The organism is Gilvimarinus gilvus (genome assembly GCF_030518155.1).
GTDB lineage: Bacteria > Pseudomonadota > Gammaproteobacteria > Pseudomonadales > Cellvibrionaceae > Gilvimarinus > Gilvimarinus gilvus.
In genome coordinates this window covers 256,999-278,848 of record NZ_JAULRU010000797.1, presented here as the reverse complement: position 1 = coordinate 278,848, position 21,850 = coordinate 256,999, and the positions used below count along the sequence as shown (strand labels likewise).

Here is a 21,850-nt window from a genome sequence, read left to right as displayed (position 1 = left end):
GGAGCCGCAACATGAGTGTAGACCTAAAGCAATTTCACCAAGTTTTCTTTGAAGAGAGTCGCGAGCACCTGGACACCATGGAGCATCTGTTGATGACTCTGGATTTGGAGTCTCCTGATGCTGAGGAACTCAACAGCATATTTCGCGCTGCTCATTCTATTAAAGGCGGCAGTGGCATCTTTGGCTTTGACGCCTTAGGCAGTGTTACTCACGTAATGGAAAATCTGTTAGATCGTGTTCGTAAAGAGGAACAATTTCCAGATACCGAACTGGTCGATGGTTTGCTGCAAGGTGTAGACACGCTCCGTGGGTTATTGGCAAGCTACTCAAACGATCAGGCGATAGACTGGGATTTGGTGGCCAGAGCAACAAAAGATGTCGAGGCACTTCTTAAAGACAGCGACAGCTCCAGGAGAGAAGTAAAGTCAGCGCCTTATGGATTATATGACGACCCCGTGTTGCCGCCTGAGCCCGAGCAAAATTGGGGTTTGTTCGATGGCGAGGATGTCGTCAGCGATAGTTCAGTAAGTGCTGATCGGGATGGTGGCGCTGCAACAGAGGCTTTTGGATTTTTTGAACCGCTTGATACATCAGGTGTTCAAAACAACTCTGACAGTGGAACAGATTCGGCAGCTTTTGGCTTTTTTGAAGATATATCTGAGGCAAGTGAATTGTCGGCCAAAGCAAGCGCTAGCAACAGCGCGTCGAAAGCCGGTGCTAACGCTACAACGCCAGCGAAAAAACCGAAACAAAATACGAAGCCAAAAACTACCGCGAATTCTAAAGCCAGCGTGGAGAGTTCATCTATTCGTGTCGACGTGGATAAGGTCGACAAGCTAATTAACTTGGTTGGCGAGCTTGTAATCACCCAGTCGATGTTGGCTGTGCTGGGGAACGAGCTTGAAGAACAGCAGGCGGAGAAGATGCAAGGGGTGCTCTCTGAGCTGGAGCGCAATACGCGTGAAATTCAAGAGTCGGTGATGTCGATTCGGATGCTTCCGGTCTCGTTTGTATTCAATCGCTTTCCGCGTGTAGTAAGAGACCTTTCCAGTAAGCTTAATAAAGAAATCAATCTTGAAATCGAGGGCGGTAGCACAGAGCTTGATAAGAGTCTTATCGAGAAGTTGGTTGACCCCTTAACCCATCTCGTACGCAATAGTATCGATCACGGCATTGAATCATCTGATGTGCGAGTCAATAGTGGAAAGTCTCGTGTGGGACAGGTCATCCTGAGCGCATCGCAGCAGGGCGGTAATATTGTTATTGGGATTCACGATGATGGTGCGGGTTTGAATCGTGAGAGAATTCTAAGTAAGGCGGAGGAAAACGGTATTCCCGTATCCGATACAATGTCAGACGAAGACGTTTGGAATCTTATTTTTCAACCAGGTTTCTCAACAGCCGAGATGGTTACGGACGTGTCTGGTCGAGGCGTTGGAATGGATGTTGTGCGCCGCAATATTAGTTCGCTCGGTGGTAGGATCGAAGTGACTTCTGTGGCAGGCGAAGGTTCGGTCTTCACCATTATACTCCCTCTGACTCTCGCCATTGTTGATGGTATGGGAGTTCGAGTGGGCGATCAAACTTATATTATCCCTTTGGTTAATATTGTTGAGTCAATGCAGCCGCCCGCTAACAGCATTAAAACGATAGGTAATGATACCTTACTGCATGTTCGTGATTTCTATTGGCCCGTATTGCCACTGCACAAAAAAATGAATGTAGAGCCCGATGTTGAAGATCCCGCTTCTTCGATTGTGGTGTTAGTGGAAACCAGCAAAAAACGATTCGGTTTAATGGTCGATGAATTGGCGGGCCAGCAGCAAGTGGTTATTAAAAGTTTAGAGCAGCATTACCGGCGTATTCCTGGTGTTGCCGGAGCAACCATTATGGGTGATGGTAGTGTCGCCTTGATACTAGATGTTGAGTCACTCTCAGCTTCTGTGGCAGAGCCTGTCAATATGGAGGAAATCGCGTGACTTCAGAACTGCTCGAGAATTCAACGGATGAGGCGCAAGAGTTTTTGTCCTTCACCCTAGGTGACGAACATTACGCTGTGGACATCATGAAGGTCCAGGAGATTCGGGGTTGGGAAAAAACCACAAAAATTGCTAACGCCCCCGATTTTATTAAGGGCGTAATAAACCTTCGGGGAGATATAGTGCCTATCGTTGACTTGCGAATGAAGTTTAACGTGGGCGAGCCCACCTATAATGAATTTACTATTGTAATTGTCCTGCAAATTCACGCGAGAATAGTCGGAATTGTGGTTGATAGCGTTTCTGATGTTGTGCGCTTGACAGCGGATCAGATAAGACCTGCACCTGAGTTTGGCGTGGCATTCGACAGTCGTTATCTTGATGGGTTGGCCAGCGTTGATGATCAGATGATTATTTTAGTAGATATAGCTGAACTTATTACCAGCGAAGAGCTGGCACTGTTTGATGGCGATACAACGAAAGATTTGAATACTAATGAACACTAATTGCGAGCCGTGCGCATACAGGAGAATAAGGGTATGTTGGATTTTTTAAAAAACAAATCTGAGCTTAAAGAGCTGACAGATAAGCTGCAGGCCGTAAGCCGTACCCAGGCCGTAATTGAGTTTAAGCCTGACGGCACCATATTGCATGCTAACGAGAATTTTTTGGCGGTGATGGGGTATCGGCTCGATGAGGTGGTAGGGCGCCATCATAGTATGTTTGTCGATCCTGCTGAACGCAATGGCAATGAATATCAGGAATTCTGGCGGGCGCTTAATCGCGGAGAGCATTTTGTCAAAGAATATCGACGAATAGCCAAAGGCGATCGTGAGATCTGGATCTACGGCTCATATAATCCATTGCTGGATGAAAATGGCCGGGTTTACAAGGTTATTAAGTTCGCAACGGATATTACCGAACAAAGAATGAAGGCGTATTTTGAAGCTGCGCTATCGGGCGCTGTGCAAAGTACCAGTGCCAATATTATGATTGCCGATCCTGATCGTAAAATTATTTATATGAACGAAGCCGTTACCAATCTTCTCTCGGAGGCTGAGTCTGATTTACGCAAGGACCTTCCCAGCTTCTCGGTACGAGATATTATTGGCGGCAGTATGGACCGCTTTCACAAGAACCCCGCTCACCAAATGCGCTTGCTGGATGAATTGACTACCACCTACAATGCAGAGATTTCCGTAGGGGGAAGAGTGTTCGGGCTTATTGCAAACCCCGTTTTTGCTGAAGATAAGCGTCGTCTTGGGACGGTGGTTGAGTGGCAGGATCTGACTAAAGAAAAAGAACTAGAGGCGCAACAAGAAGAAGCCGAAAAAGCTGCTGTTTTTAACCGAATTATCAAAGAAGCCGTCGACAATACATCTACCAATATCATGATCGCCGATGCCGACCGAACCATAATTTATATGAATGCCGCGGTCATTGGAATGTTGCGCAATGCGGAGGCCGACCTGAGAAAAGCGTTGCCTGACTTCTCTGTCGATAAGGTGATCGGTGGGAGTATGGATCGTTTTCACAAAAATCCGGCGCATCAAATGGCGCTGCTGGACAATTTGACGACGACCTATAGGGCACAAATTACGGTGAGCACAAGAACCTTTCTCCTCATTGCGAACCCAATTTTTGCTGAAAATGGTACTCGACTTGGTACCATCGTGGAGTGGATTGATAGAACCGAAGAATTGGCAACCGGCAACGATGTTACTCGCCTGGTTGAATCTGCAAGCGCTGGCGATTTTACCGCGCGTATTAATACGGAAGGCAAAGAAGGTTTCTTCCTGGAGCTGTCTTCTGGGCTCAACAAATTGGTCGAAATATCAGAGCGTGGGCTTAACGATGTTTCTCGAGTGTTAGGTGCGCTTGCCGAAGGCAACCTTACCGAGCGCATCAGTGCTGACTACCAAGGCACATTTGATGAGTTGAAAAACTACTGTAATCAAACTACTGAGAACCTAACTTCAATGATTGGCGATATTCGCAACGTGGCCGATACAATTTATACTGCCTCCAGTGAAATTGCCTCAGGGAATAGCGACCTTTCTGGTCGTACTGAGCAGCAAGCTTCTAGCCTGGAAGAAACTGCGTCGAGCATGGAGGAACTGACGTCGACCGTTCGCACCAACAGCGACAACGCCAAACAAGCCAATGTTCTGGCCGATCAAGCGACGCAGATGGCAAGCCAGGGCGGTACTTTAATCAATGAAGTGGTCGATACTATGGCTGCTATCAACGAGTCGGCCCAGAAAATCGAAGACATTATCGGCGTTATCGATGGTATTGCCTTTCAGACCAATATTCTCGCCTTGAACGCGGCGGTAGAAGCGGCCAGAGCCGGAGAGCAGGGCAGAGGATTTGCGGTCGTTGCCTCAGAGGTTCGTACGCTGGCGCAACGCTCAGCCAACGCGGCAAAAGATATTAAAGGCTTAATCTCTGACTCGGTGAGTAAAATTGAAAGTGGCAACTCGTTGGTCGGCCAGTCCGGTGAAGCAATGGGGGACATTGTGACCTCGATTAAACGCGTTAATGACATCATGGCGGAGATAGCAGCGGCTTCGGTTGAACAGTCTTCTGGCATTGAGGAGGTGTCTAACGCGGTCAGCCAAATGGATGAAATGACGCAGCAAAATGCGGCTTTGGTCGAGGAAGCTGCCGCTGCTGCTGAAAGTTTACAATCTCAGGCCAATGAACTGAATCGGTACGTTAGTTTATTCAAATTGTCGGACTCTGATAGCGTCAGTTTAGCGCCTCAGGCTGCGTTGTCGGCGCCGCCAAGCAGAACCGTAAGTCGATCCAGTAAGCCGTCATCGACCAGCTCGAGTAAGCTGCCAAATCCCGGTATCTCGGACGATGACGAGTGGGAAACCTTCTAGTAGGTTATGTCTCACGACCCCAGTGTTCGGGAATTTGAGTATACAGATCAAGATTTTGACGTAGTGCGCGGCCTGATTTATCAGGCCGCCGGTATCCGTCTGGCTGACAGCAAGCGTCAGTTGGTGTATAGCCGAATAGCCCGCCGAATTAGGGCGCTGAAGCTGCAGCGTTTTCGCGATTATTTGCAGCACCTGCAAGCCAACGAGCATGAGTTGGAGGAGTTCATTAATGCGCTCACCACCAACTTAACGTCATTTTTTCGAGAACCTCATCATTTTGACTATTTGCGCGATTATTTCTTGCAGCATCACCGCCCCGGTAAAAAGTTTAAAGTGTGGTGCGCTGCTGCCAGTACAGGTGAGGAGCCCTACACTTTAGCTATAACAGCTATTGAGGCTTTTCAAGGCTATACACCTCCGGTGGAAATAACCGCTACCGATATTGATAGCCAGGTGCTTGCTACCGCAGACCTTGGTGTTTATGCCGAAGAGCGTATTGAGCGAATGGACGCAGCGCGCAAGAAAAAATTCTTTTTGCGTGGCAAAGGCCGGCAAAGTGGCATGGTTAAGGTTCGCCCCGAGGTTAGGGCACTAGTCGAGTTTGATCAGCTTAATTTATTGGGCGCTAGTTGGCCATTGAGCCCCCCATACGACGCGATCTTCTGTCGCAATGTCATGATTTACTTTGATAAGGAAACCCAGCTGAAAATTCTTCGGCGAATGATGCCAATGCTTCATGATGAAGGAATATATGTTGCCGGCCATTCAGAAAGCTTTAGTGAAATGAGTGGACTGTTAAAGTCCTTGGGTCGCACAATATTTAAACCGGCCGGCAGGTAACGGGAATGGATTTTGATGCCAACGTTCACCTCGCGCCCAACATCTACCACGATCGTCACTTTGGTTGTCAGGCGGTAAAAATATTGCCGGGCGAGTATTTCGTCACTACCAAAGACCAATTGATTGTTACCGTGCTCGGTTCGTGTGTGGCTGCGTGTATTTACGACGCAGATCGACAAATCGGTGGAATGAATCATTTTTTACTGCCCAATGACGGCCAGGCATCGCAAGGTATTGCAAACGAATCGGCGCGGTACGGCGCCTATGCCATGGAATTGCTGATTAACCATTTGCTTAAACTCGGTGCGCGCAAAAGCCACCTTGAAGCCAAGGTGTTTGGCGGCGGGAATGTTCTGCAGGGCATAACACACACCAACATTGGGGAGCGCAACGCGGAGTTTGTAATTGAATTTCTCGCCAATGAAGGCATTCCGTTGTTGGCTAAAGATCTGTTGGATCGCTTCCCACGCAAAGTCTACTACTTTCCTGCTACGTCCAAGGTGATGGTTAAGAAGCTTAAAAATATGCACAACACGACCATTATTGACCGGGAAAGCGAGTACCGCATGCGCATGCGCTCCGCGCCCAAATCCGGTGAAGTGGATCTGTTTTAGAGGGCGATATGAGTATTTCTGTATTAATTGTCGACGACTCAGCTTTGATCCGTTCTTTGCTGTCGGAGATCATAAACTCTGCCCGGGATATGCGTCTGGTGGGGGCTGCACCTGACGCCTATGTGGCCCGGGATCTCATCAATCAGCATGCACCGGATGTTGTTACGCTCGATATTGAAATGCCGCGTATGGATGGTTTGACATTTCTCGACAAAATGATGCGGGCCAGACCCACGCCCACAATTATGATTTCCACCCTCACTCAGGAGGGGGCAGATGCCACATTGAAGGCACTTGAGCTAGGCGCTGTTGATTTTGTAGCAAAGCCAAAGCTAGGCATTAAAGAGGGGATGGCTGAGTATTCCGAGCAAATTTTAGCGAAAATCCGTATGGCGGCGAAGGCGAACGTTCGCCGGAGCCGCCCTCATGCGCCGAAGGTCGCCGCCAATCTGGAAATAAAGGGCACGGAGCAACTGCTTGCTATAGGCGCGTCCACCGGGGGTACAGAGGCGATTAAGGACCTTCTGTGTCAGCTGCCTACGAATACACCAGGCACTGTCATCACCCAGCATATGCCAGCCGGCTTTACCACGTCTTTTGCTCAGCGCCTCGATCGGCTAAGCGCCATGCGCGTACAGGAGGCTAAAGGTGGGGAGCGAATTCTACCGGGGTATGCATATCTAGCCCCCGGCAATTGGCATCTGCTGGTGGAACGACACGGCTCAGATTACGTCACACGTCTGTCAGACGCTGAACCTGTGCAGCGTCACCGCCCGGCAGTGGATGTTATGTTTGCGTCTGTAGCTCGCGCGGTAGGGGCAAATACCACCGCGGTCATACTGACGGGCATGGGTAAAGATGGGGCCGAGGGCATGGATCAAATCCATCAGGCTGGTGGGTTTACCCTAGCTCAAGATGAATCTAGCTGTGTTGTTTTTGGAATGCCTAAAGAGGCTATCGCTCGTGGTGCGGTAAATGCAATTGCACCATTGGACGAGCTGGGGGCTCATATTCTCGATCATATCCAGCGTAAGGGGCGAGATAATAGGGTGTAGGGCGTTTGTGAAGTTGCCTCAATTCATGGACAATAGCGCCTGCTTTAAACCAGTGTCGAATCCCATTATGTCCAATACAGTTTTACTTAAAAATATTGAAAAACGCCGCACTTTCGCCATTATCTCGCACCCGGATGCGGGTAAGACCACCATCACTGAAAAATTGTTGTTGTTCGGCAATGCTATTCAAGTGGGGGGCACCGTTAAGGGTAAAAAGGGGCCTCATGCCAAATCCGATTGGATGAGTATGGAGCAGGAGCGCGGGATTTCCGTAACCTCCTCGGTGATGCAGTTCCCGTATAAAGAGCGGGTTGTGAACCTTCTCGATACCCCGGGGCACGAGGACTTCTCCGAAGATACGTATCGTACTCTGACCGCTGTAGACTCTGTACTGATGGTAATTGACGGCGCTAAAGGCGTCGAGGACCGCACCATTAAATTGATGGATGTTTGCCGTTTGCGTGATACGCCAATACTATCTTTTATCAATAAAATGGACCGTGACACCCGCGACCCCATTGAGGTGATGGATGAGATTGAAGATGTTTTAAAAATCGCCGCCGCCCCGATTAACTGGCCGCTTGGTATGGGGAAAGAGTTTAAGGGTGTTTACAACCTGTATACCGATACAATTCATGTGTTTAAAAGTGGTCAAGGTCACACTATTCCTGAGGATATTCGAATTGAAGGACTCGACAGTGCGGAGGCCGAGGCACTGTTGGGTGAATATATTGACGATATTCGAGATGAAATCGAGCTGGTTCGCGGGGCGACCCATGAATTTTCGCAAGAAGAGTATCTAGCTGGTCGTATGACCCCCGTTTTTTTTGGTACTGCGCTGGGTAATTTTGGTGTTCGAGAAATGCTCGACGGGTTTGTAGAGTGGTCCCCCCAACCTCTTGGTCGCGATACCAATGAGCGTTTTATCGAGTCGACTGAGCCAGAGTTTTCCGGGTTCGTCTTTAAAATTCAGGCCAATATGGACCCAAAGCATCGCGATCGAATTGCGTTTATGCGGGTGTGCTCTGGTGTCTACAGCAAAGGCATGAAAATGCGACATGTTCGCATTGGTAAGGATGTAAAAGTGTCCGATGCCGTCACCTTTATGGCGGGGGATCGCGAATCCGTAGAACAAGCTGTAGCGGGCGATATTATTGGTTTGCATAACCACGGTACTATTCAAATCGGTGACACGTTTACCTCGGGTAGTGCGTTAAAATTCACCGGCATTCCGCACTTTGCCCCTGAACTTTTTCGTCGTATTCGCCTGAAAGACCCGCTCAAGACCAAAGCCTTGCAAAAAGGTCTGCAGCAGCTGTCAGAAGAGGGCTCGACACAAGTCTTCTTTCCTTTCAATAATAATGACATTGTCGTTGGAGCCGTTGGGGTACTGCAGTTTGAGGTGGTTGCCTATCGCCTTAAAGACGAATATAAGGTTGAAGCGATTTATGAACCGGTTAATGTAGCCACTGCACGTTGGGTTGAGTGTAGCGATACTAAAAAATTGGAACAATTCAAAAATAAGTGTGCAGACAATCTGTGTATCGACGGTGGTGGTCACCTGACGTACTTGGCGCCAACCCGGGTGAACTTGTCTCTGGCCGAAGAGCGGTATCCGGAGGTTCGCTTTAGGGCGACGCGAGAGCATTAAATCAGCAGATAGGGCGGCATGGTTTATACTGTTTAGGGCAGGGCATGTCGCCCTTTCCCTTAAAGAGGGGTGTTAGTGGAAGCTGCGAGTGATAACAAAGATCTTGTCTGGGATCTGGATTCTTTTAGTCAGCGCCAGTTAGCTGCGAGCTTTGTCATGGGGTTTGAAAATAAACTCTGTGTGTATTCTAGTTCGGTTGAGCAGCTCTACACGAATTACAATATATTCTTTCCCAAAGAAGAATCGCGTAAATTGGTGATTTTACCTAACCCCTACGCACCTCATGACACCTACAATGGCATCCCAACGCGGTCAGTTACCGCCACAGGGTTACACATAGTGCCCGACGTTACGGGTGCTTTGCAGCTAACTCTGCCGCTAAAGCGCGGCAGTAAGGCCTATCGAAAGGTTCCCTTACGAGTCGGTTTGCGCATGGTAGAGCAACGTTTACCTGTGGGGAAATCCTTCTTGCCAGTGCTTATGAAAGGAGACTTGCGCGAGCTTGATGCATCTACTCCATGCCTGCATTTGCACTTTATTCATATAGACCGACTGGAAGAGCACTCCGCGCTGGAGCGAACTGGCATACGCAAAGTGATAGAGGGCCATCTTCACAGCTTGTGCTAGTTTGCCTGGCTTAGTCCGAATGCATACCTAAAAGAGGTAAAGTGAGGGCGCAGAACGAACGCTGCGCCCGGGTGCCAAACTCTTACCCTCAGCCTTCGCTTAAGGCGAATGTAATCGGAATTGTAAATTCGTGACGGCGCCCCGAAATTACGTTGGGGATAGCGGCAAACGGAGCCGCATCTTCTACCGCGCTCATGGCTTCCTTGTTCAGTAGCGAGTGCTCACTTTCTTCTAACATTTCTGCATTTAGCAAATTCCCGCCGCGGTCAACCATAACGGCAATACGTACAAAACCCTGGTCGCCTCGTCGCAAAGAGCGGCGTGGGTATTTAATTTCAAGTTGAACTTTGCGTACCAAATTTGAGAAGTAACGCTGATTCGCCAGCAGTGACTCGGCGGTAAACGTAGGCACGAAATCCTCATCCGACTCATCCATTGCCGAGGTGTCTGCAATATCACTTACGCTGCTTTGCGATGCTTCTGAGCTGGAGGAGGCCGCTACACTGCTGCTCGCCTCGCTACTGCTTGTTACGCTCGCGACTGGAGCTGAACTCGGTTCAGGCTCGGGTGTGCTTGGCGGCAAATCCAGCTTAGGCGGCGCAATTGCGGGCTCTGTCGCGGCTAGGGTAGCCACAACGGGAGGCTCTGGCTCCGGTTCTGGCTCTGGTCTAGGCGGTGGGGCTATCCAGGCAGCCACTTGCTGGTTTCGCTCATCAGAGGGGGTAATCGCTTCATAACGGGCCTGCAGGCTGGTGCTGACATCGCCGGCCTGAAGGAGTTGATCTCTAAAGTTCGACGACAAAGGTACACGCCCCACCCAGGTGCTTGCTAAGAGCCCAAAAAAAGCGTCATTATCGATCTGACCGAGCTCTACGCCATTCACCGAAATGGCGACGCCGTCCCCTGGGGTCAGGGACATTACAATGTGATCATTTTCCAGCAGGCGATCTTGGAATATCTTGGTGAAAGCAACCATGTTGTCAGCTTGTTCGGCCAATGCATCCGAGCGAATATTGATAGCCATACCTTCAATCCACATACGGCTGAAGCGCCGAGCAGACATGCCGCGGTCTGCTGTAATTTTCATTTCTAGTCGCATGGGTATATTGGACGCGAGGAGCAGATCCGCACTCTCGGTAAGGTTTTCACTGTATATGGCACCAATAAAGCGGTCTTTGCCGAGTTCCTGGTGAACTGCCACCCCGTTAAGTAGCGGTTCGGCGTGCAGCTTTGTTGCGATGAGTAGGCCCGCTATTAACGGCACTAAGTAGGCTAACCAAGTCGGGTGTTTTTTAGTTTTTTGCATACATGGCTTCACTTGTTGCTATAAATTTATATGCGTAGAAGTACTGAAAAAGTAGTGCTGTTGGTGCTTTATTAATCTATGACCGTTAACTGTACCTAAAAAGCACGCGCCAGAAAAGCGTATTTGCAAGCCAATTATCTGATAAATGGTGATTTATCTGCTTAAGTTGCCCTTAGCGCGCGGAAAGGCTATAAAGTGTAAAGAACTGATAGTGAACTACTGGGAATTATTCTTTAGAATGGCTCCGAAGAGCAAATTAGTGGACCGACTGGCATAAATGTATGGAAATTAAGCGCATCGAAACAATGGGGCGGCAAACAATTGACCAATTGTTGTCAGCAATTCCGTTTTTCAAGGCGGTTAAGCAAGCGGATGCCAGTCAATTCGACGTGCTTTTGCAGTACTCCCGTATTATTACCTATCTGTCTGGAGAGGTGGTATTGCAGCGGGGGGACGGCGACCAGTGTCTTTACTTTCTACTCAAGGGACGCCTGGCAGTCTTTCCCGGAGAGGGGCTACGCACAGAGCCGGTTAACTACATTACTCCCGGCGAAGTGTTTGGCGATTTGGCCCGTCTTACTCACCGGCCTCGTTCGGCCACCATTGTGGCGGATAACGCAGCGCGTACCTCAATGGTTTTTTGCGCTGATTTTAGCGAGTTAGATAACCTGCAGTCGACCTACCCTATCAGTCTGCAAACTAAATTGCTCTATTATCGAAATACTGTCCATAACCTACGCTGGAAACTGGAGGTATATCGGTCCCAGCACCCTACCGACGCGCTGGCCAATCGCCACAGGGCGATCAAATTGTTTATGGGACCTAAGGACACTCCCGAAGAGTTGCAGTCGCTGCATCATCAAGCTCGCGAACTTGCGAGTTTATTGGTGGCCTGGAACGACCGATTCGGATCGCTGGGGGCCGACGGACAAAACTCAGAAGACTCAGAGTTGATGAGCGCTATCGACCGGTAGGCTTAGGCTACTCAAGTCGGTTGCTCTTACGGCAAATCTCGTCAATACTCCAAATTGAAAATATAAAAAATTGTGCCACAGGTAACGCTTTTGCCTTACCTGAGCTGTCTTTGTGGCTCAATTATCTAAGCCGCGTAGTAATGGCGGCGATTACGATTGATGAGAATTTATGGATTTCGCAGAACTTAAGCTCCCGCATGGGACATCTTTGCAATTACGCGTCACAAACAGCTCGGGCCAACCGGAAAGCTTTGCCAGCCGTTTTGTCGGAGCACTGCCCGGACGCAGTTTGATCTTGTCGGTTCCCCGGGCTGCGGGAAAGCTGGCAAGGTTTAGGCCGGGACAACGTATGGCCGTGAGAATGATGGTGGCTAACGGGGTGGGAGTGTTTGCCGCTACAGTAGAGGCTCAGTCCAGCGAACCTTTTCCTTTGCTCTACGTAAGTTATCCGGAGACCGTACAATTTAAAGGTATACGAAAATCCACGCGGATTGCTGTGGAATTGCCTATCTCGGTGGAGAATGTCAGTACAATAAGCAGTGAGAACAGTAAAGGTTTAATGGCTGATGTTAGTGTGTCGGGGGCGCGCCTGGAGCTAAAAGATGCGGTGGCTGACATTGGGGATGAAATTGTTGTTCGAACTCAAGTACCTGTCGAGAACCTAAATCTGGACTGGTCGATAAGGGCCGTGGTTCGCTCGCGAGTTGAGCGCAGTACGCAGGAGCAAAACCAGGCACTGCCCGCAGTTTATGGAGTCGAATTTGTAGAAAATGCGCAAGAAAGCCTACTAGTACTTTATGCTTATGTATATTCTCAGATCGTTGCTGACCAGACCCCGCAAGACAGTGATTAAGCCTGCCTTGATTTTACTCAGCGCCTTAAGTGGGCCTGTTTCTGCCGTAGAGATTGAGCAGCTGCATTTACCCAAGAGTTACCTGCGCTATTTACCACAATTGCTCGATGGAGCCCGATTGATGGAAGCCAGCGAGCAGTGTCATAAATTTCTGTCTGGCACATTAAAAACGGATGCCAGTAGTTTGGATCACCCAATTTTTGTTTATGCTTGCCGCAATAGCGAGCTGTTGACTTATCGTTGGCTAGTGGACGGCACGGATCTTACTATTCTCGACCAAACTCGCCCCCAAGGTCGTATTAGTTTTACTGATTTACAGGCAGAAATAGAGGCAGAAAGGGCACGTCAGCGGGCGCTTGAGGCTGAGCGCCAGAAGCAGTTGGCGGAAATACAAGCCCAGCGCATGGAGGTGGAGCGCCAGCGGCAAGAAGAGCAGGAACGGCGTAGGCAGGAGGAGGCGCGTTTACGGGAAGAGCGAAGACGCAGTCGAATTTGGTTGGCGTGTCGCGAGCTTCTCAAGACTCAAACACGCAACATGATAGAGGTTGAGCTGTTAACCCAAACTGAGCCAAACGCTGAAGTACTCGAGCCTATTGATAGCCCTCAGCGCACGCCTTCGTCGAGCAATGGCGGTGTTGATGACGCGAGTTCAACTCTGCTGCAGGCGAGCTCTGAAAGCAGTGATGTTGCAACGGCATCTGAACACAAGCAAATAGCGGATGACAATGGAGGACAGCCGGAGCTCAGAGTACGTTTTACTCTGGACTTCAATGCGCTAGATCCATACAGCCAACCCTTGCATTATCGCGCCTATTGCACTGCGCACAGTGAGAGTGAGCTGGAGTTGAGCATACATCCGCGAGCTTTAGAGGAGGCCCGTACAGAAAAGGCGCTGCCGGCGGAATAGATACGTAGCGTAGTAGTCGTTAACAGGGATATTCAGCGAACATAAAAAAACCGCCTTAAAGGCGGTTTTTTTATTGCGAGCCGAGAGCCTTATTTAGCCTTTGGCTTGCGTCCGCGCTTGGCTGGCGCTTTTTTCGCTACTGCCTTTTTCTTGGCAGGCGCTTTTTTAGCGGTAGCTTTCTTCTTAGCTGGCGCTTTCTTCGCTGCAGCCTTTTTCTTGGCTGGAGCTTTCTTGGCTTTCGCCTTAGCGGCAGCCTTCTTCGCGGCAGCTTTTTGCTTAGCGGCAGCTTTTTTGGCGGCTACTTTCGCTTTGGCGGCAGCTTTCTTTTCAGCGGCTTTTTGCCTGGCGGCAGCTTTCTTGGCGGCCACTTTGGCCTTGGCAGCGGCCTTTCTGGCTGCTAGCTTGGCTTTGGCGGCAGCTTTCTTTGCTGCGGCTTTTTGCTTTGCTGCGGCTTTTTTGGCGGCTACTTTCGCTTTGGCAGCGGCTTTTTTGTCAGCAGCCTTTTGCTTTTTAGCTACTTCGCGCTGTGCTTTCGCTTGTGCTGCAGCAAACTGAGACGCAACCTTATTCGATTGCTTGAGAGAGGCAAGTGCTTCTTTAGCGCTGGCCAAGGCCGCACTTTCACTGCTGGCAGCTGATTGAGCCTTCTTCACAGCTGCGTTAGCTGCAGTAACTTGCTTGGTTGATGCTGGTGTTTTCTTTTTCTTTTTCGCGGCGGCCAGTTTGTTTCTGGCTGCTTTTAGTGCATTCTTTGCTTTGGTTACCGCTTTTTGCTGAGTTTCAACGGCTTTTGCTGCGGCCTTTTCTTCAGCAGCGCGAGCCTTACTCAATTGGGTTTGCAGCTGTTCCAGCTGTTTTTCCAACTGTGCAACTGTATTTACAGTTTTGGTTTTACGAGCAGCCATGGTGAGCTTCCTTTATTGTTGTGAACAAAAAAGTGAACGGATTCTTTCCGCTGTAAATACGTTAAAACTTTACAGGGGAATTTCAACCATTTTAAAGCATTTTTTATGAAAAAAACGCAGAAAATAGAAAATTAATCGCATTTTTCCCGTTTTTTTGTCGCTTTTCCATTAAAAATGCGTTTATAGAGAAAGAAAATCGAAAATAACAATAAAGTTTTCAGGTTGACTTTGATTTTGATGAATGGCGTTATACTGACTGGATGTACAGCTTTGGTGATTTGAACAATTGAATAGATGCATAATTCATATTGATGCGGATTGTTTTTTTGCGGCTGTTGAAATGCGAGACCGGCCGCATTTAGCGCATCGACCTTTAGCAATTGGTGGCAGCGCATCAAAGCGCGGCGTTATTTCTACATGTAACTATCCCGCGCGCAAGTTTGGTGTTCGCTCGGCTATGGCAACAGCCTTCGCATTGCGGCTATGTCCAGGCTTGATGCTTTTACCGCACCGAATGTTGCTTTACCGCCAGGTGTCGGAGCAAATGATGGCAATCTTTCATGATTTCACCGACCTGGTTGAGCCCTTGTCCTTGGATGAAGCATTTTTAGATGTTTCCGCGTGTTGTGCTTCGTTGCAGGACGCTACTGCGGTTGCGGAACAGATTCGGGCTCGCGTAAATCGTGAGCTAGGGATAACTGTTTCGGCTGGTATCGCTGCGAACAAATTTTTGGCAAAAGTAGCAAGTGATTGGCACAAGCCCGATGGATTGTTTGTGGTGGCACGAGAGGCGGAGTCGAAATTTTTGGCTGAGCTGCCAGTTCGCTGTATTCCTGGCGTAGGAAAAGTCACCTCTGATCAACTGCAATTTATGGGGGTGATTAAGTGTGAGGATCTGCACCGGTATTCCCAGTGTGAACTTGAGTCGAGATTCGGTCGTTTTGGGGCGCGACTTTTTGCCTTTAGTCGCGGTAAAGATGATCGGGCAGTAAAAGTTTCACGTGAACGAAAATCCATTAGCGTAGAGCAGACTTATTCCCGCGATATTCTAACGTTAACTGAGTGTGAGTCAGCATTGCCAGAATTGTGGCAGCGCTTGTCTGTTCGCCTAGCAAAAGCGCCTGCAATTGCTCAGATTAAAAAAGGGTTCGTCAAAATTAAGTTTTCTGATTTTAGCCAAACTACACTCGAGCGCGGTGGTGACCAGTGGAGCGTTGAAGACTTCCGGGGATTACTTGCTCTAGCCTACGCTCGTGGCAATGGTCAGGTGCGTTTAATGGGGTTGGGGGTTAGGCTGGCGCCTGCGGCCCCGCAGGTAGAGCAGATAGCGCTACTATAAGTATTGCATTGCACCAAAATGGTGCCATTGATTCGTCTATAATTTATACAGGAGGACTTTTTAGACGTATTTACGTGTAAAAGTCGGCCAAATGGTTAGTCAACGGCAAAACAAACTGCTAGTATTGGCGCTCGAAAATATTACCAGTCACCAGCTATAAAAATAGGAGTGTGTACGGTGAGTCGTAGAAAGAAAAACCGTAGCTCTGAAGACAGCAGTGAAATCGACCTGACGCCAATGCTGGACGTGGTCTTCATCATGCTGATTTTCTTTATTGTAACCGCGTCTTTTGTTAAGGAAATTGGCCTCGATGTCAACGTCCCGGAAGAAAATGACGAGCCACCACCGCCCAATGCGGATCCAAACATTTTGGTTCAGATTACCGCTGACAACCAGATTTGGATGTTCGGAGATAATGGCTTGCGCCGTATCGATGAGTCGGCTGTGCGCTCGAATATCGCACAAATGCGTGCCGAGTTGCCTAAAGCCTCCGTCATTATTCAAGCCAATCACGAGGCTGATGCCGGGGTTTACGTCGCTGTAGCTGACGCGGCGCGCGCGGCCAAGGCTCCTAGTGTTGTGCTGGTGCCGATGGAAAATAACTGATACTGAATAAATGTATTAGTGCAAAAAAAGCCACCTTCGGGTGGCTTTTTTTGTGCCTTCTGCTTGTACAGGCTTGATAGGCCGACAAAGCGGCCCAATGGGCTCGTTGGGCCGGAACTAGCTTAGGCCGCCAGCGCTTGTCGCACCGAGGCGAGTTTAACGCACACCACAAAAACCTCCATGGCTCCGACCACCTCTTCGATAGAGGGTACCGAAGGCGCGATTCGGATATTGCGGTCTTCGGGGTCATTACCGTAGGGGAAGGTGGCGCCCGCAGGGGTCAACTTAACCCCGGCCTCTGCGGCGAGTTTTACCGTTGCTTTCGCACACCCAGGGCGGGTATCGAAAGACACAAAATAGCCGCCTACAGGCGTTTCCCAGCTGCCCAGGTCGGAGCCGTCAAAGGCTTTGCTGAGCGCAGACAAAACCGCATCAAATCGAGGTTGAAGCAGTTGTGCGTGCTTTTTCATGTGGCTCATCAGGGCCTCGCGACTGGGTAAAAATTTCGCGTGGCGCAACTGGTTAACCTTGTCGGGGCCAATGGTGCAGGCTCCTAAAAACTTCTTTAGGCCAGCAAGGTTTTCACTGCTGGCGGCAGTGAACGCAACGCCCGCACCGGCAAAGGTGATTTTAGAGGTGGAGGCGAACTGCAAAACGCTGTTCTCGGTACCGTGTTTGGTGGTCAGCTCAAAAACACTGGCCAGTTGCGGCGGGTTGTCGATTAAATCGTGCACCGCATAGGCGTTATCCCAAAACACGCGAAAGTCTTTGTGGGCAATTTGCCCCAGTTTGGCGATGCGTTCGACGGTTTCGTCAGAGTAAACGACGCCCGTAGGGTTGGAGTATTTAGGTACACACCACATGCCGCGAATACTTTCGTCAGCGTTAATGAGTGCTTCTACAGCATCCATATCGGGGCCGCTGGCGGTCATGGGGACGGTTACCATCTCAATACCAAGCTGCTCGCACACCGTATAGTGGCGGTCGTAGCCTGGGACCGGGCAAATGACTTTGGGCGTGTCGATATTTTTCCAGGCGCTGTCGGCGCCGGTGAGTCCAAAGTGGTAGGCTGTCATCATCGTTTGGTGCATAAGTGTGAGGCTGGAATTACCGCCCACGACAATATTTGCGGTTGGTACCTCCATTAAATCCGAACCCAATTGTTTGGCTTCAGCAATTCCGTCAATGCCACCGTAGTTGCGTGTGTCGGTACCGTCACCGGCTTTGTAGCTCCCGTCTAAAATGCCATCCATCGCATCGGACAAAGACAGTTGTTCGGCGGAAGGCTTGCCGCGAGTAACGTCGAGGGAGAGGTTTTTGCCGAGAATAGCGTTATATTCTGCGGTCAGTTCTGATTCCAAGGCTTTGAGTTGTTCAGCTGTGGCTTGATCCAGTAACAATGGGGTCACCTCAATATTGGTTGCAAAGCGCGCGGGGCGCAGGTGCAACCATTATAGCGGCACAGCGAACAAGATTTAAGTGCGCTCACGTGTTAGATCGTCTCGCAGAGGCGGGACGGGGCAATTCAGGCTGTCGGCAATGGCGCGAAACAGTTCGGCTTCGGCAATACTGATTACGCCGTCTGCCTCAATTGCGCGCATCATGGCTTTGAGTAAAAGCGGTTTCTGAAGGGGCTTGACCTTATTAAGCTTTTCCAGCGCACGGTCAAGCGTCTGGGTTTCCAGTTGTTGCAACGGTACCAGAGGCAGTTCGCTAAGTCTCAGAACGTCGCTGGCCTCTTTAAATGCTCGTGTACACTCGCTGTGCTCCTGACTGCCGGCGTGGCACATAAATGATAAGAGTACGCTGCACTCTTCACGCAGCTGACGTAAATTGAGCGAGCCACTCTTGTGTGAGATTAACCCCAGATGGTGACGGGTAATCCGCCTTACGGCCCACTCCATGACATTGGTTTGTTGGTCGGCGGCAATTAATGTATCCATGGCGGCGAGAAAGTCACTCAATTGTGAGTCGCTCAGTGTTTTCAGGGCGGGCAAGCATAGTTCGATCAGGGGCAGGCGCAGGTGGGTTGCTAGCCTGCAAGCCGATTTGGCCGTATCCGCAAAGTCGTTTAGTTCGGCGTTTGCATAGTGTTGGGTAAGAGCCCGCCACTGTTGTACGCGTATCGCGTTGTCCTGGTCGAGCAGTAAACCGAAGATAACCGCACGAGCGGAGTAGCCATCGTGCGCTGCCACATATAGTGGCTTTGGGATGCTGGCCATTGTTGAGCGAGCCTGTGCAATGTCCTCGGTATTCGGTTGGCCAATGTGGTCGACAGCGGCTGCCATTTGTGCGGTGTGAAAAGCAGCGGCTGGGTCAGCGCTAAAGCCCGCGTGTGCTGAGTGGGTACTGCTGTGCGATGTTGCTTCCGCAGGCGCTGCTTCAGCAGTTGCTGTGTGTGTGGCGGCTGGAAATTCACCGTCCCAGTCTGGCTGTACGCGTTTTATGCGTTCGCTGAGTGGCGGGTGGGTTGCCATTAAGCTATTAAATGCAGTGGAGACTCCTTGGCCAAAATACATATGGCTAAATTCGGCACTGTGTTGAGCTTCAAGTTTACTCCCGGAAGGGACGCTGCCAATTTTCTTGAGAGCGCCCGCAATGCCCTGATTGTCTCTGGTAAATTGAACTGCCGAGGCATCGGCGAGGAATTCGCGTTGGCGGCTAACGGCAGCTTTAATCAGGCTCCCAAAAAAAGTACCGGCGTAGCCGATAACCATCAATGCCAGGCCGGCGCCCATTATTGCACCTTGAGAGTTGTCTTTGCTGGAGCGGCCCACGCTTCTGTACATCGAGCCGCGCAGCATATACTGGCCAATCAACCCGAGTAACAAAATGCCGTTCAAAAGAGCGACTAGTCGCATATTCAGTCGCATATCACCGTGAAAAATGTGGCTAAACTCGTGGGCGATCACACCTTGCAGCTCACTGCGATTGAGCGTTTCGATGCATCCACGGGTAACGCCAATAACGGCATCTTGTGGCGTGTGCCCGGCGGCGAATGCGTTGATGGCACTCTCTTCAAGAACATATACAGGAGGTACCGGGGTGCCCGAAGCAATCGCCATTTCCTCGACAATATTGAGGAGGCGTCGTTCTGCGCCGTCAGTGCTGTCTTGGTTGATTAAGCGTCCACCGAGTGCCTCGGCAACGGCACTTCCGCCCCGACCTAACTGTAAATATTTGTAGAGCCCGCCAAGAATGACAACCGTTATGACAATTAGACCAATGCCAGCAATAGTTTCCCAATTGATCAGGGTGCCGACCTTTTGCCAAAAGTTCATGCCGGCTGTCTCCATGACAAAAACACTGTTGCCGGTCTGGAGGTAATAGGTAACCGCGACAAAGAGCGCTGTGGTTACCGCAACCAGCGATAGTATGGCCAGCAGCAGCAAGGCGACTAGTTTGCGGGTGTTACGCTTGGCAATATCCTGTTGCTCAAAGAAGTTCATTGGCTGGCCTTAGAACTGAACTTTGGGTGCTTCTTGGATCTGTTCGCTATCTTCAAACTCCAGTAGGCTGGCATCTTCGGAGTGTCCAAACATGTTCGCGAAGACTACGGGTGGGAAGCTTTGCTTGTAGGTGTTGTAATTCATTACTGAATCGTTAAACGCTTGACGTGCGAAGGCAATCTTATTTTCCGTACTGGTGAGCTCTTCTGACACTTGCTGCATGTTGGCGGATGCTTTTAAGTCGGGGTAAGCCTCCATCACCATGTTGAGTCGGCCCAGCGCATTGGAAAGTACGCCCTCAGCGCCTGCCAATTGTGCCATCGCGCCGGCGTCGCCCGGGGAGGAAGATGCCGCTTGTAGGCCTGCCATGGCCTGATTGCGGGCTTCTGTTACGGCCGTGAGGGTGTCTTTTTCGTGTGCGAGATAGGTCTTGGCTGTTTCCACAAGGTTGGGGATTAGATCGTAACGACGCTTAAGCTGTACCTCAATTTGAGCGAAGGAGTTCTCGAAGCGATTCTTAAGGCTGACTAGCTTGTTGTAAATGCCGATGGCGTAAAAAACAATAACGGCGATGACGACTAGAAAAACAATGGTTGAAATGTCCATAATAGATTCCCTGTTTAATCGATGTATTCAAAAACCCTGACGACTTTTTGTACTCCCCCGGTATGGCGGGCGATATTGGTAACTGTTTCCGCCTCCGTCCGCGTTACCAGGCCCATTAAGAACACGGTATTGTTTTCGGTCACGATGTGCAGGCGGCCACCGTCTATCTCGCGATTTGCTAATAGTTTAGATTTGATTTTTGTCGTCAGCCAGCTGTCATTGGCGCCGTCCAGTAACGAAATGGGGGCCTGCACTTGCAGTTCATTGTGAACCTGACGAACGTTGGGCAGCTTTTTGACCGTGGTTCCGGCCAGTTCACGCATTTCGTTGGTTGGCACTTGTCCTACCAGTAGTACAACCGCATTAAAACTGTGGGCGCTAACCGGTGCCTGATCGAGCATCGGGTGTGCCTTGTCAATATTGACTGATGCAATGGTTTCTATTTGATTGTCATCGATCTTTACTCCGAGTGAGCGCTTGCCAGGGTCAATCGTAATGGGCTCGTCGGTGGTGGCACTTATAATTGTCGTACAGCCAGCGCTCAGTATCGCCAACATGCACAGTGCACAGGTGATCAGCCTAAAGGACATTATTCGTGACCTCCGAATAGTTGTTGCTCTATCAGATCGCAAAGACAAAATAGACTTAGTAAATGAACTTCATGGGTTCTGGCGTAGGACATTTCTGGCGCTCGCAGTTCAACATCGCGATTGTCCAGTAATGCGACAATGTCGTCGCTATCGCGGCCGGTCAGAGCGACTACAGGAATGTCACGGTCATGAGCTGCACTGATGGCTTGTAGCAAATTACTGGCGTTACCGGCAGCGCTAAGCAGGATCAAGATATCGCCTGGGTTTCCTAGTGCGCGAATTTGCTTCGCGTAAATTTCGTTGTAAGTGTAATCTTGGGCAATCGCCGACTGGGTGATATTGTCGGCGCCAATATTCAATGCTGGCAGGCTAGGTCTTTCGTGTTCGAAGCGATTTATTAACGTTGACGTAAAGGTTTGCGCTAACGCCGCACTGGCACCGTTGCCGCAGGTAAGAATTTTACCTTCATGGAGAAGGCTTTCGACAATCAACTCAGAGGCGTGTGCAATTAACGGCGCCAACTGCTCCCCGGACTGCATTTTCGCTTCAATACTTTCGTGAAAGAGGGTTATGACCCGCTGTTCCATAGTTGACCTAATCTACATAGTGCCGCGTGATGTGGCGAGCTGGCTGTTTGGGGCCAATGCAGGCCGATAATGTT

20 protein-coding genes are annotated in these 21,850 nt (G+C 49.9%); 13 read left to right on the top strand and 7 right to left on the bottom strand.

From position 1 onward, the window contains the following. The first annotated feature begins 11 nt into the window (after window positions 1–11). From QWI17_RS21440 to QWI17_RS21405, 8 genes are all read left to right on the top strand, one after another. Window positions 12–1,979 (top strand): chemotaxis protein CheA, encoded by a 1,968-nt coding sequence (locus tag QWI17_RS21440; RefSeq protein ID WP_302724567.1) that lies wholly within the window; start codon window positions 12–14, stop codon window positions 1,977–1,979. Further along, window positions 1,976–2,485, top strand: coding sequence for a chemotaxis protein CheW (locus QWI17_RS21435; protein ID WP_302724566.1), 510 nt, complete (start codon window positions 1,976–1,978; stop codon window positions 2,483–2,485). The genes QWI17_RS21440 and QWI17_RS21435 overlap by 4 nt, the downstream gene beginning before the upstream one ends. A gap of 33 nt (window positions 2,486–2,518) precedes the next feature. Next, the gene (locus QWI17_RS21430) at window positions 2,519–4,867 is read left to right on the top strand and encodes a methyl-accepting chemotaxis protein (protein ID WP_302724565.1); all 2,349 of its coding nucleotides are present in this window, start codon (window positions 2,519–2,521) and stop codon (window positions 4,865–4,867) included. Window positions 4,868–4,873: 6 nt separating this feature from the next. After that, window positions 4,874–5,707, top strand: coding sequence for a CheR family methyltransferase (locus QWI17_RS21425; RefSeq protein WP_302724564.1), 834 nt, complete (start codon window positions 4,874–4,876; stop codon window positions 5,705–5,707). A 5-nt stretch (window positions 5,708–5,712) separates the two neighbouring features. After that, entirely contained in the window at window positions 5,713–6,321 is a 609-nt protein-coding gene (gene cheD, locus QWI17_RS21420; RefSeq protein WP_302724563.1) for a chemoreceptor glutamine deamidase CheD, read from the top strand. An 8-nt stretch (window positions 6,322–6,329) separates the two neighbouring features. Beyond that, window positions 6,330–7,376 (top strand): protein-glutamate methylesterase/protein-glutamine glutaminase, encoded by a 1,047-nt coding sequence (locus QWI17_RS21415; protein WP_302724562.1) that lies wholly within the window; start codon window positions 6,330–6,332, stop codon window positions 7,374–7,376. Between the two features lie 67 nt (window positions 7,377–7,443). Beyond that, complete coding sequence (gene prfC / locus QWI17_RS21410) at window positions 7,444–9,027, top strand: peptide chain release factor 3 (RefSeq protein ID WP_302724561.1); 1,584 nt, start codon at window positions 7,444–7,446, stop codon at window positions 9,025–9,027. Window positions 9,028–9,102: 75 nt separating this feature from the next. After that, complete coding sequence (locus QWI17_RS21405) at window positions 9,103–9,654, top strand: hypothetical protein (protein WP_302724560.1); 552 nt, start codon at window positions 9,103–9,105, stop codon at window positions 9,652–9,654. 88 nt (window positions 9,655–9,742) lie between these two features. On the opposite strand, the gene QWI17_RS21400 is transcribed toward QWI17_RS21405, so the two are convergent. Then, a complete protein-coding gene (locus QWI17_RS21400) occupies window positions 9,743–10,960 on the bottom strand; it encodes a TonB family protein (protein WP_302724559.1) in 1,218 nt (405 codons plus the stop codon). 281 nt (window positions 10,961–11,241) lie between these two features. Between QWI17_RS21400 and QWI17_RS21395 the strand changes: the two genes are divergently transcribed. The 3 genes from QWI17_RS21395 to QWI17_RS21385 all read left to right on the top strand — a co-directional run bounded on the left by QWI17_RS21395 (window position 11,242) and on the right by QWI17_RS21385 (window position 13,694). Then, window positions 11,242–11,934: a cyclic nucleotide-binding domain-containing protein gene (locus tag QWI17_RS21395; RefSeq protein ID WP_302724558.1), complete on the top strand. Its 693-nt coding sequence runs from the start codon at window positions 11,242–11,244 to the stop codon at window positions 11,932–11,934. A 169-nt stretch (window positions 11,935–12,103) separates the two neighbouring features. Next, a complete protein-coding gene (locus QWI17_RS21390) occupies window positions 12,104–12,787 on the top strand; it encodes a flagellar brake protein (protein WP_302724557.1) in 684 nt (227 codons plus the stop codon). Continuing rightward, window positions 12,780–13,694 (top strand): hypothetical protein, encoded by a 915-nt coding sequence (locus tag QWI17_RS21385; RefSeq protein ID WP_302724556.1) that lies wholly within the window; start codon window positions 12,780–12,782, stop codon window positions 13,692–13,694. The genes QWI17_RS21390 and QWI17_RS21385 overlap by 8 nt, the downstream gene beginning before the upstream one ends. Before the next feature lie 89 nt (window positions 13,695–13,783). Here the strand turns inward: QWI17_RS21385 and QWI17_RS21380 are convergent, their stop codons facing one another. Next, the gene (locus QWI17_RS21380; RefSeq protein ID WP_302724555.1) at window positions 13,784–14,599 is read right to left on the bottom strand and encodes a hypothetical protein; all 816 of its coding nucleotides are present in this window, start codon (window positions 14,597–14,599) and stop codon (window positions 13,784–13,786) included. A gap of 286 nt (window positions 14,600–14,885) precedes the next feature. Between QWI17_RS21380 and dinB the strand changes: the two genes are divergently transcribed. Continuing rightward, window positions 14,886–15,938: a DNA polymerase IV gene (dinB, locus tag QWI17_RS21375; RefSeq protein WP_302724554.1), complete on the top strand. Its 1,053-nt coding sequence runs from the start codon at window positions 14,886–14,888 to the stop codon at window positions 15,936–15,938. Between the two features lie 177 nt (window positions 15,939–16,115). After that, the gene (locus tag QWI17_RS21370; RefSeq protein WP_302724553.1) at window positions 16,116–16,544 is read left to right on the top strand and encodes an ExbD/TolR family protein; all 429 of its coding nucleotides are present in this window, start codon (window positions 16,116–16,118) and stop codon (window positions 16,542–16,544) included. A 122-nt stretch (window positions 16,545–16,666) separates the two neighbouring features. On the opposite strand, the gene QWI17_RS21365 is transcribed toward QWI17_RS21370, so the two are convergent. The 5 genes from QWI17_RS21365 to QWI17_RS21345 form a co-directional block, all read right to left on the bottom strand. Further along, a complete protein-coding gene (locus QWI17_RS21365; RefSeq protein WP_302724552.1) occupies window positions 16,667–17,944 on the bottom strand; it encodes an aspartate aminotransferase type Ic in 1,278 nt (425 codons plus the stop codon). A gap of 75 nt (window positions 17,945–18,019) precedes the next feature. Continuing rightward, entirely contained in the window at window positions 18,020–19,993 is a 1,974-nt protein-coding gene (locus QWI17_RS21360) for a M48 family metallopeptidase (RefSeq protein ID WP_302724551.1), read from the bottom strand. Window positions 19,994–20,002: 9 nt separating this feature from the next. After that, the gene (locus QWI17_RS21355; protein WP_302724550.1) at window positions 20,003–20,599 is read right to left on the bottom strand and encodes a LemA family protein; all 597 of its coding nucleotides are present in this window, start codon (window positions 20,597–20,599) and stop codon (window positions 20,003–20,005) included. 14 nt (window positions 20,600–20,613) lie between these two features. Then, window positions 20,614–21,189 (bottom strand): BON domain-containing protein, encoded by a 576-nt coding sequence (locus tag QWI17_RS21350; protein ID WP_302724549.1) that lies wholly within the window; start codon window positions 21,187–21,189, stop codon window positions 20,614–20,616. Next, on the bottom strand, window positions 21,189–21,776 hold the full coding sequence (locus QWI17_RS21345; RefSeq protein WP_302724548.1) for an SIS domain-containing protein: 588 nt from the start codon (window positions 21,774–21,776) through the stop codon (window positions 21,189–21,191). Before QWI17_RS21345 ends, QWI17_RS21350 begins: the two co-directional genes overlap by 1 nt. Between the last annotated feature and the right edge of the window lie 74 nt (window positions 21,777–21,850).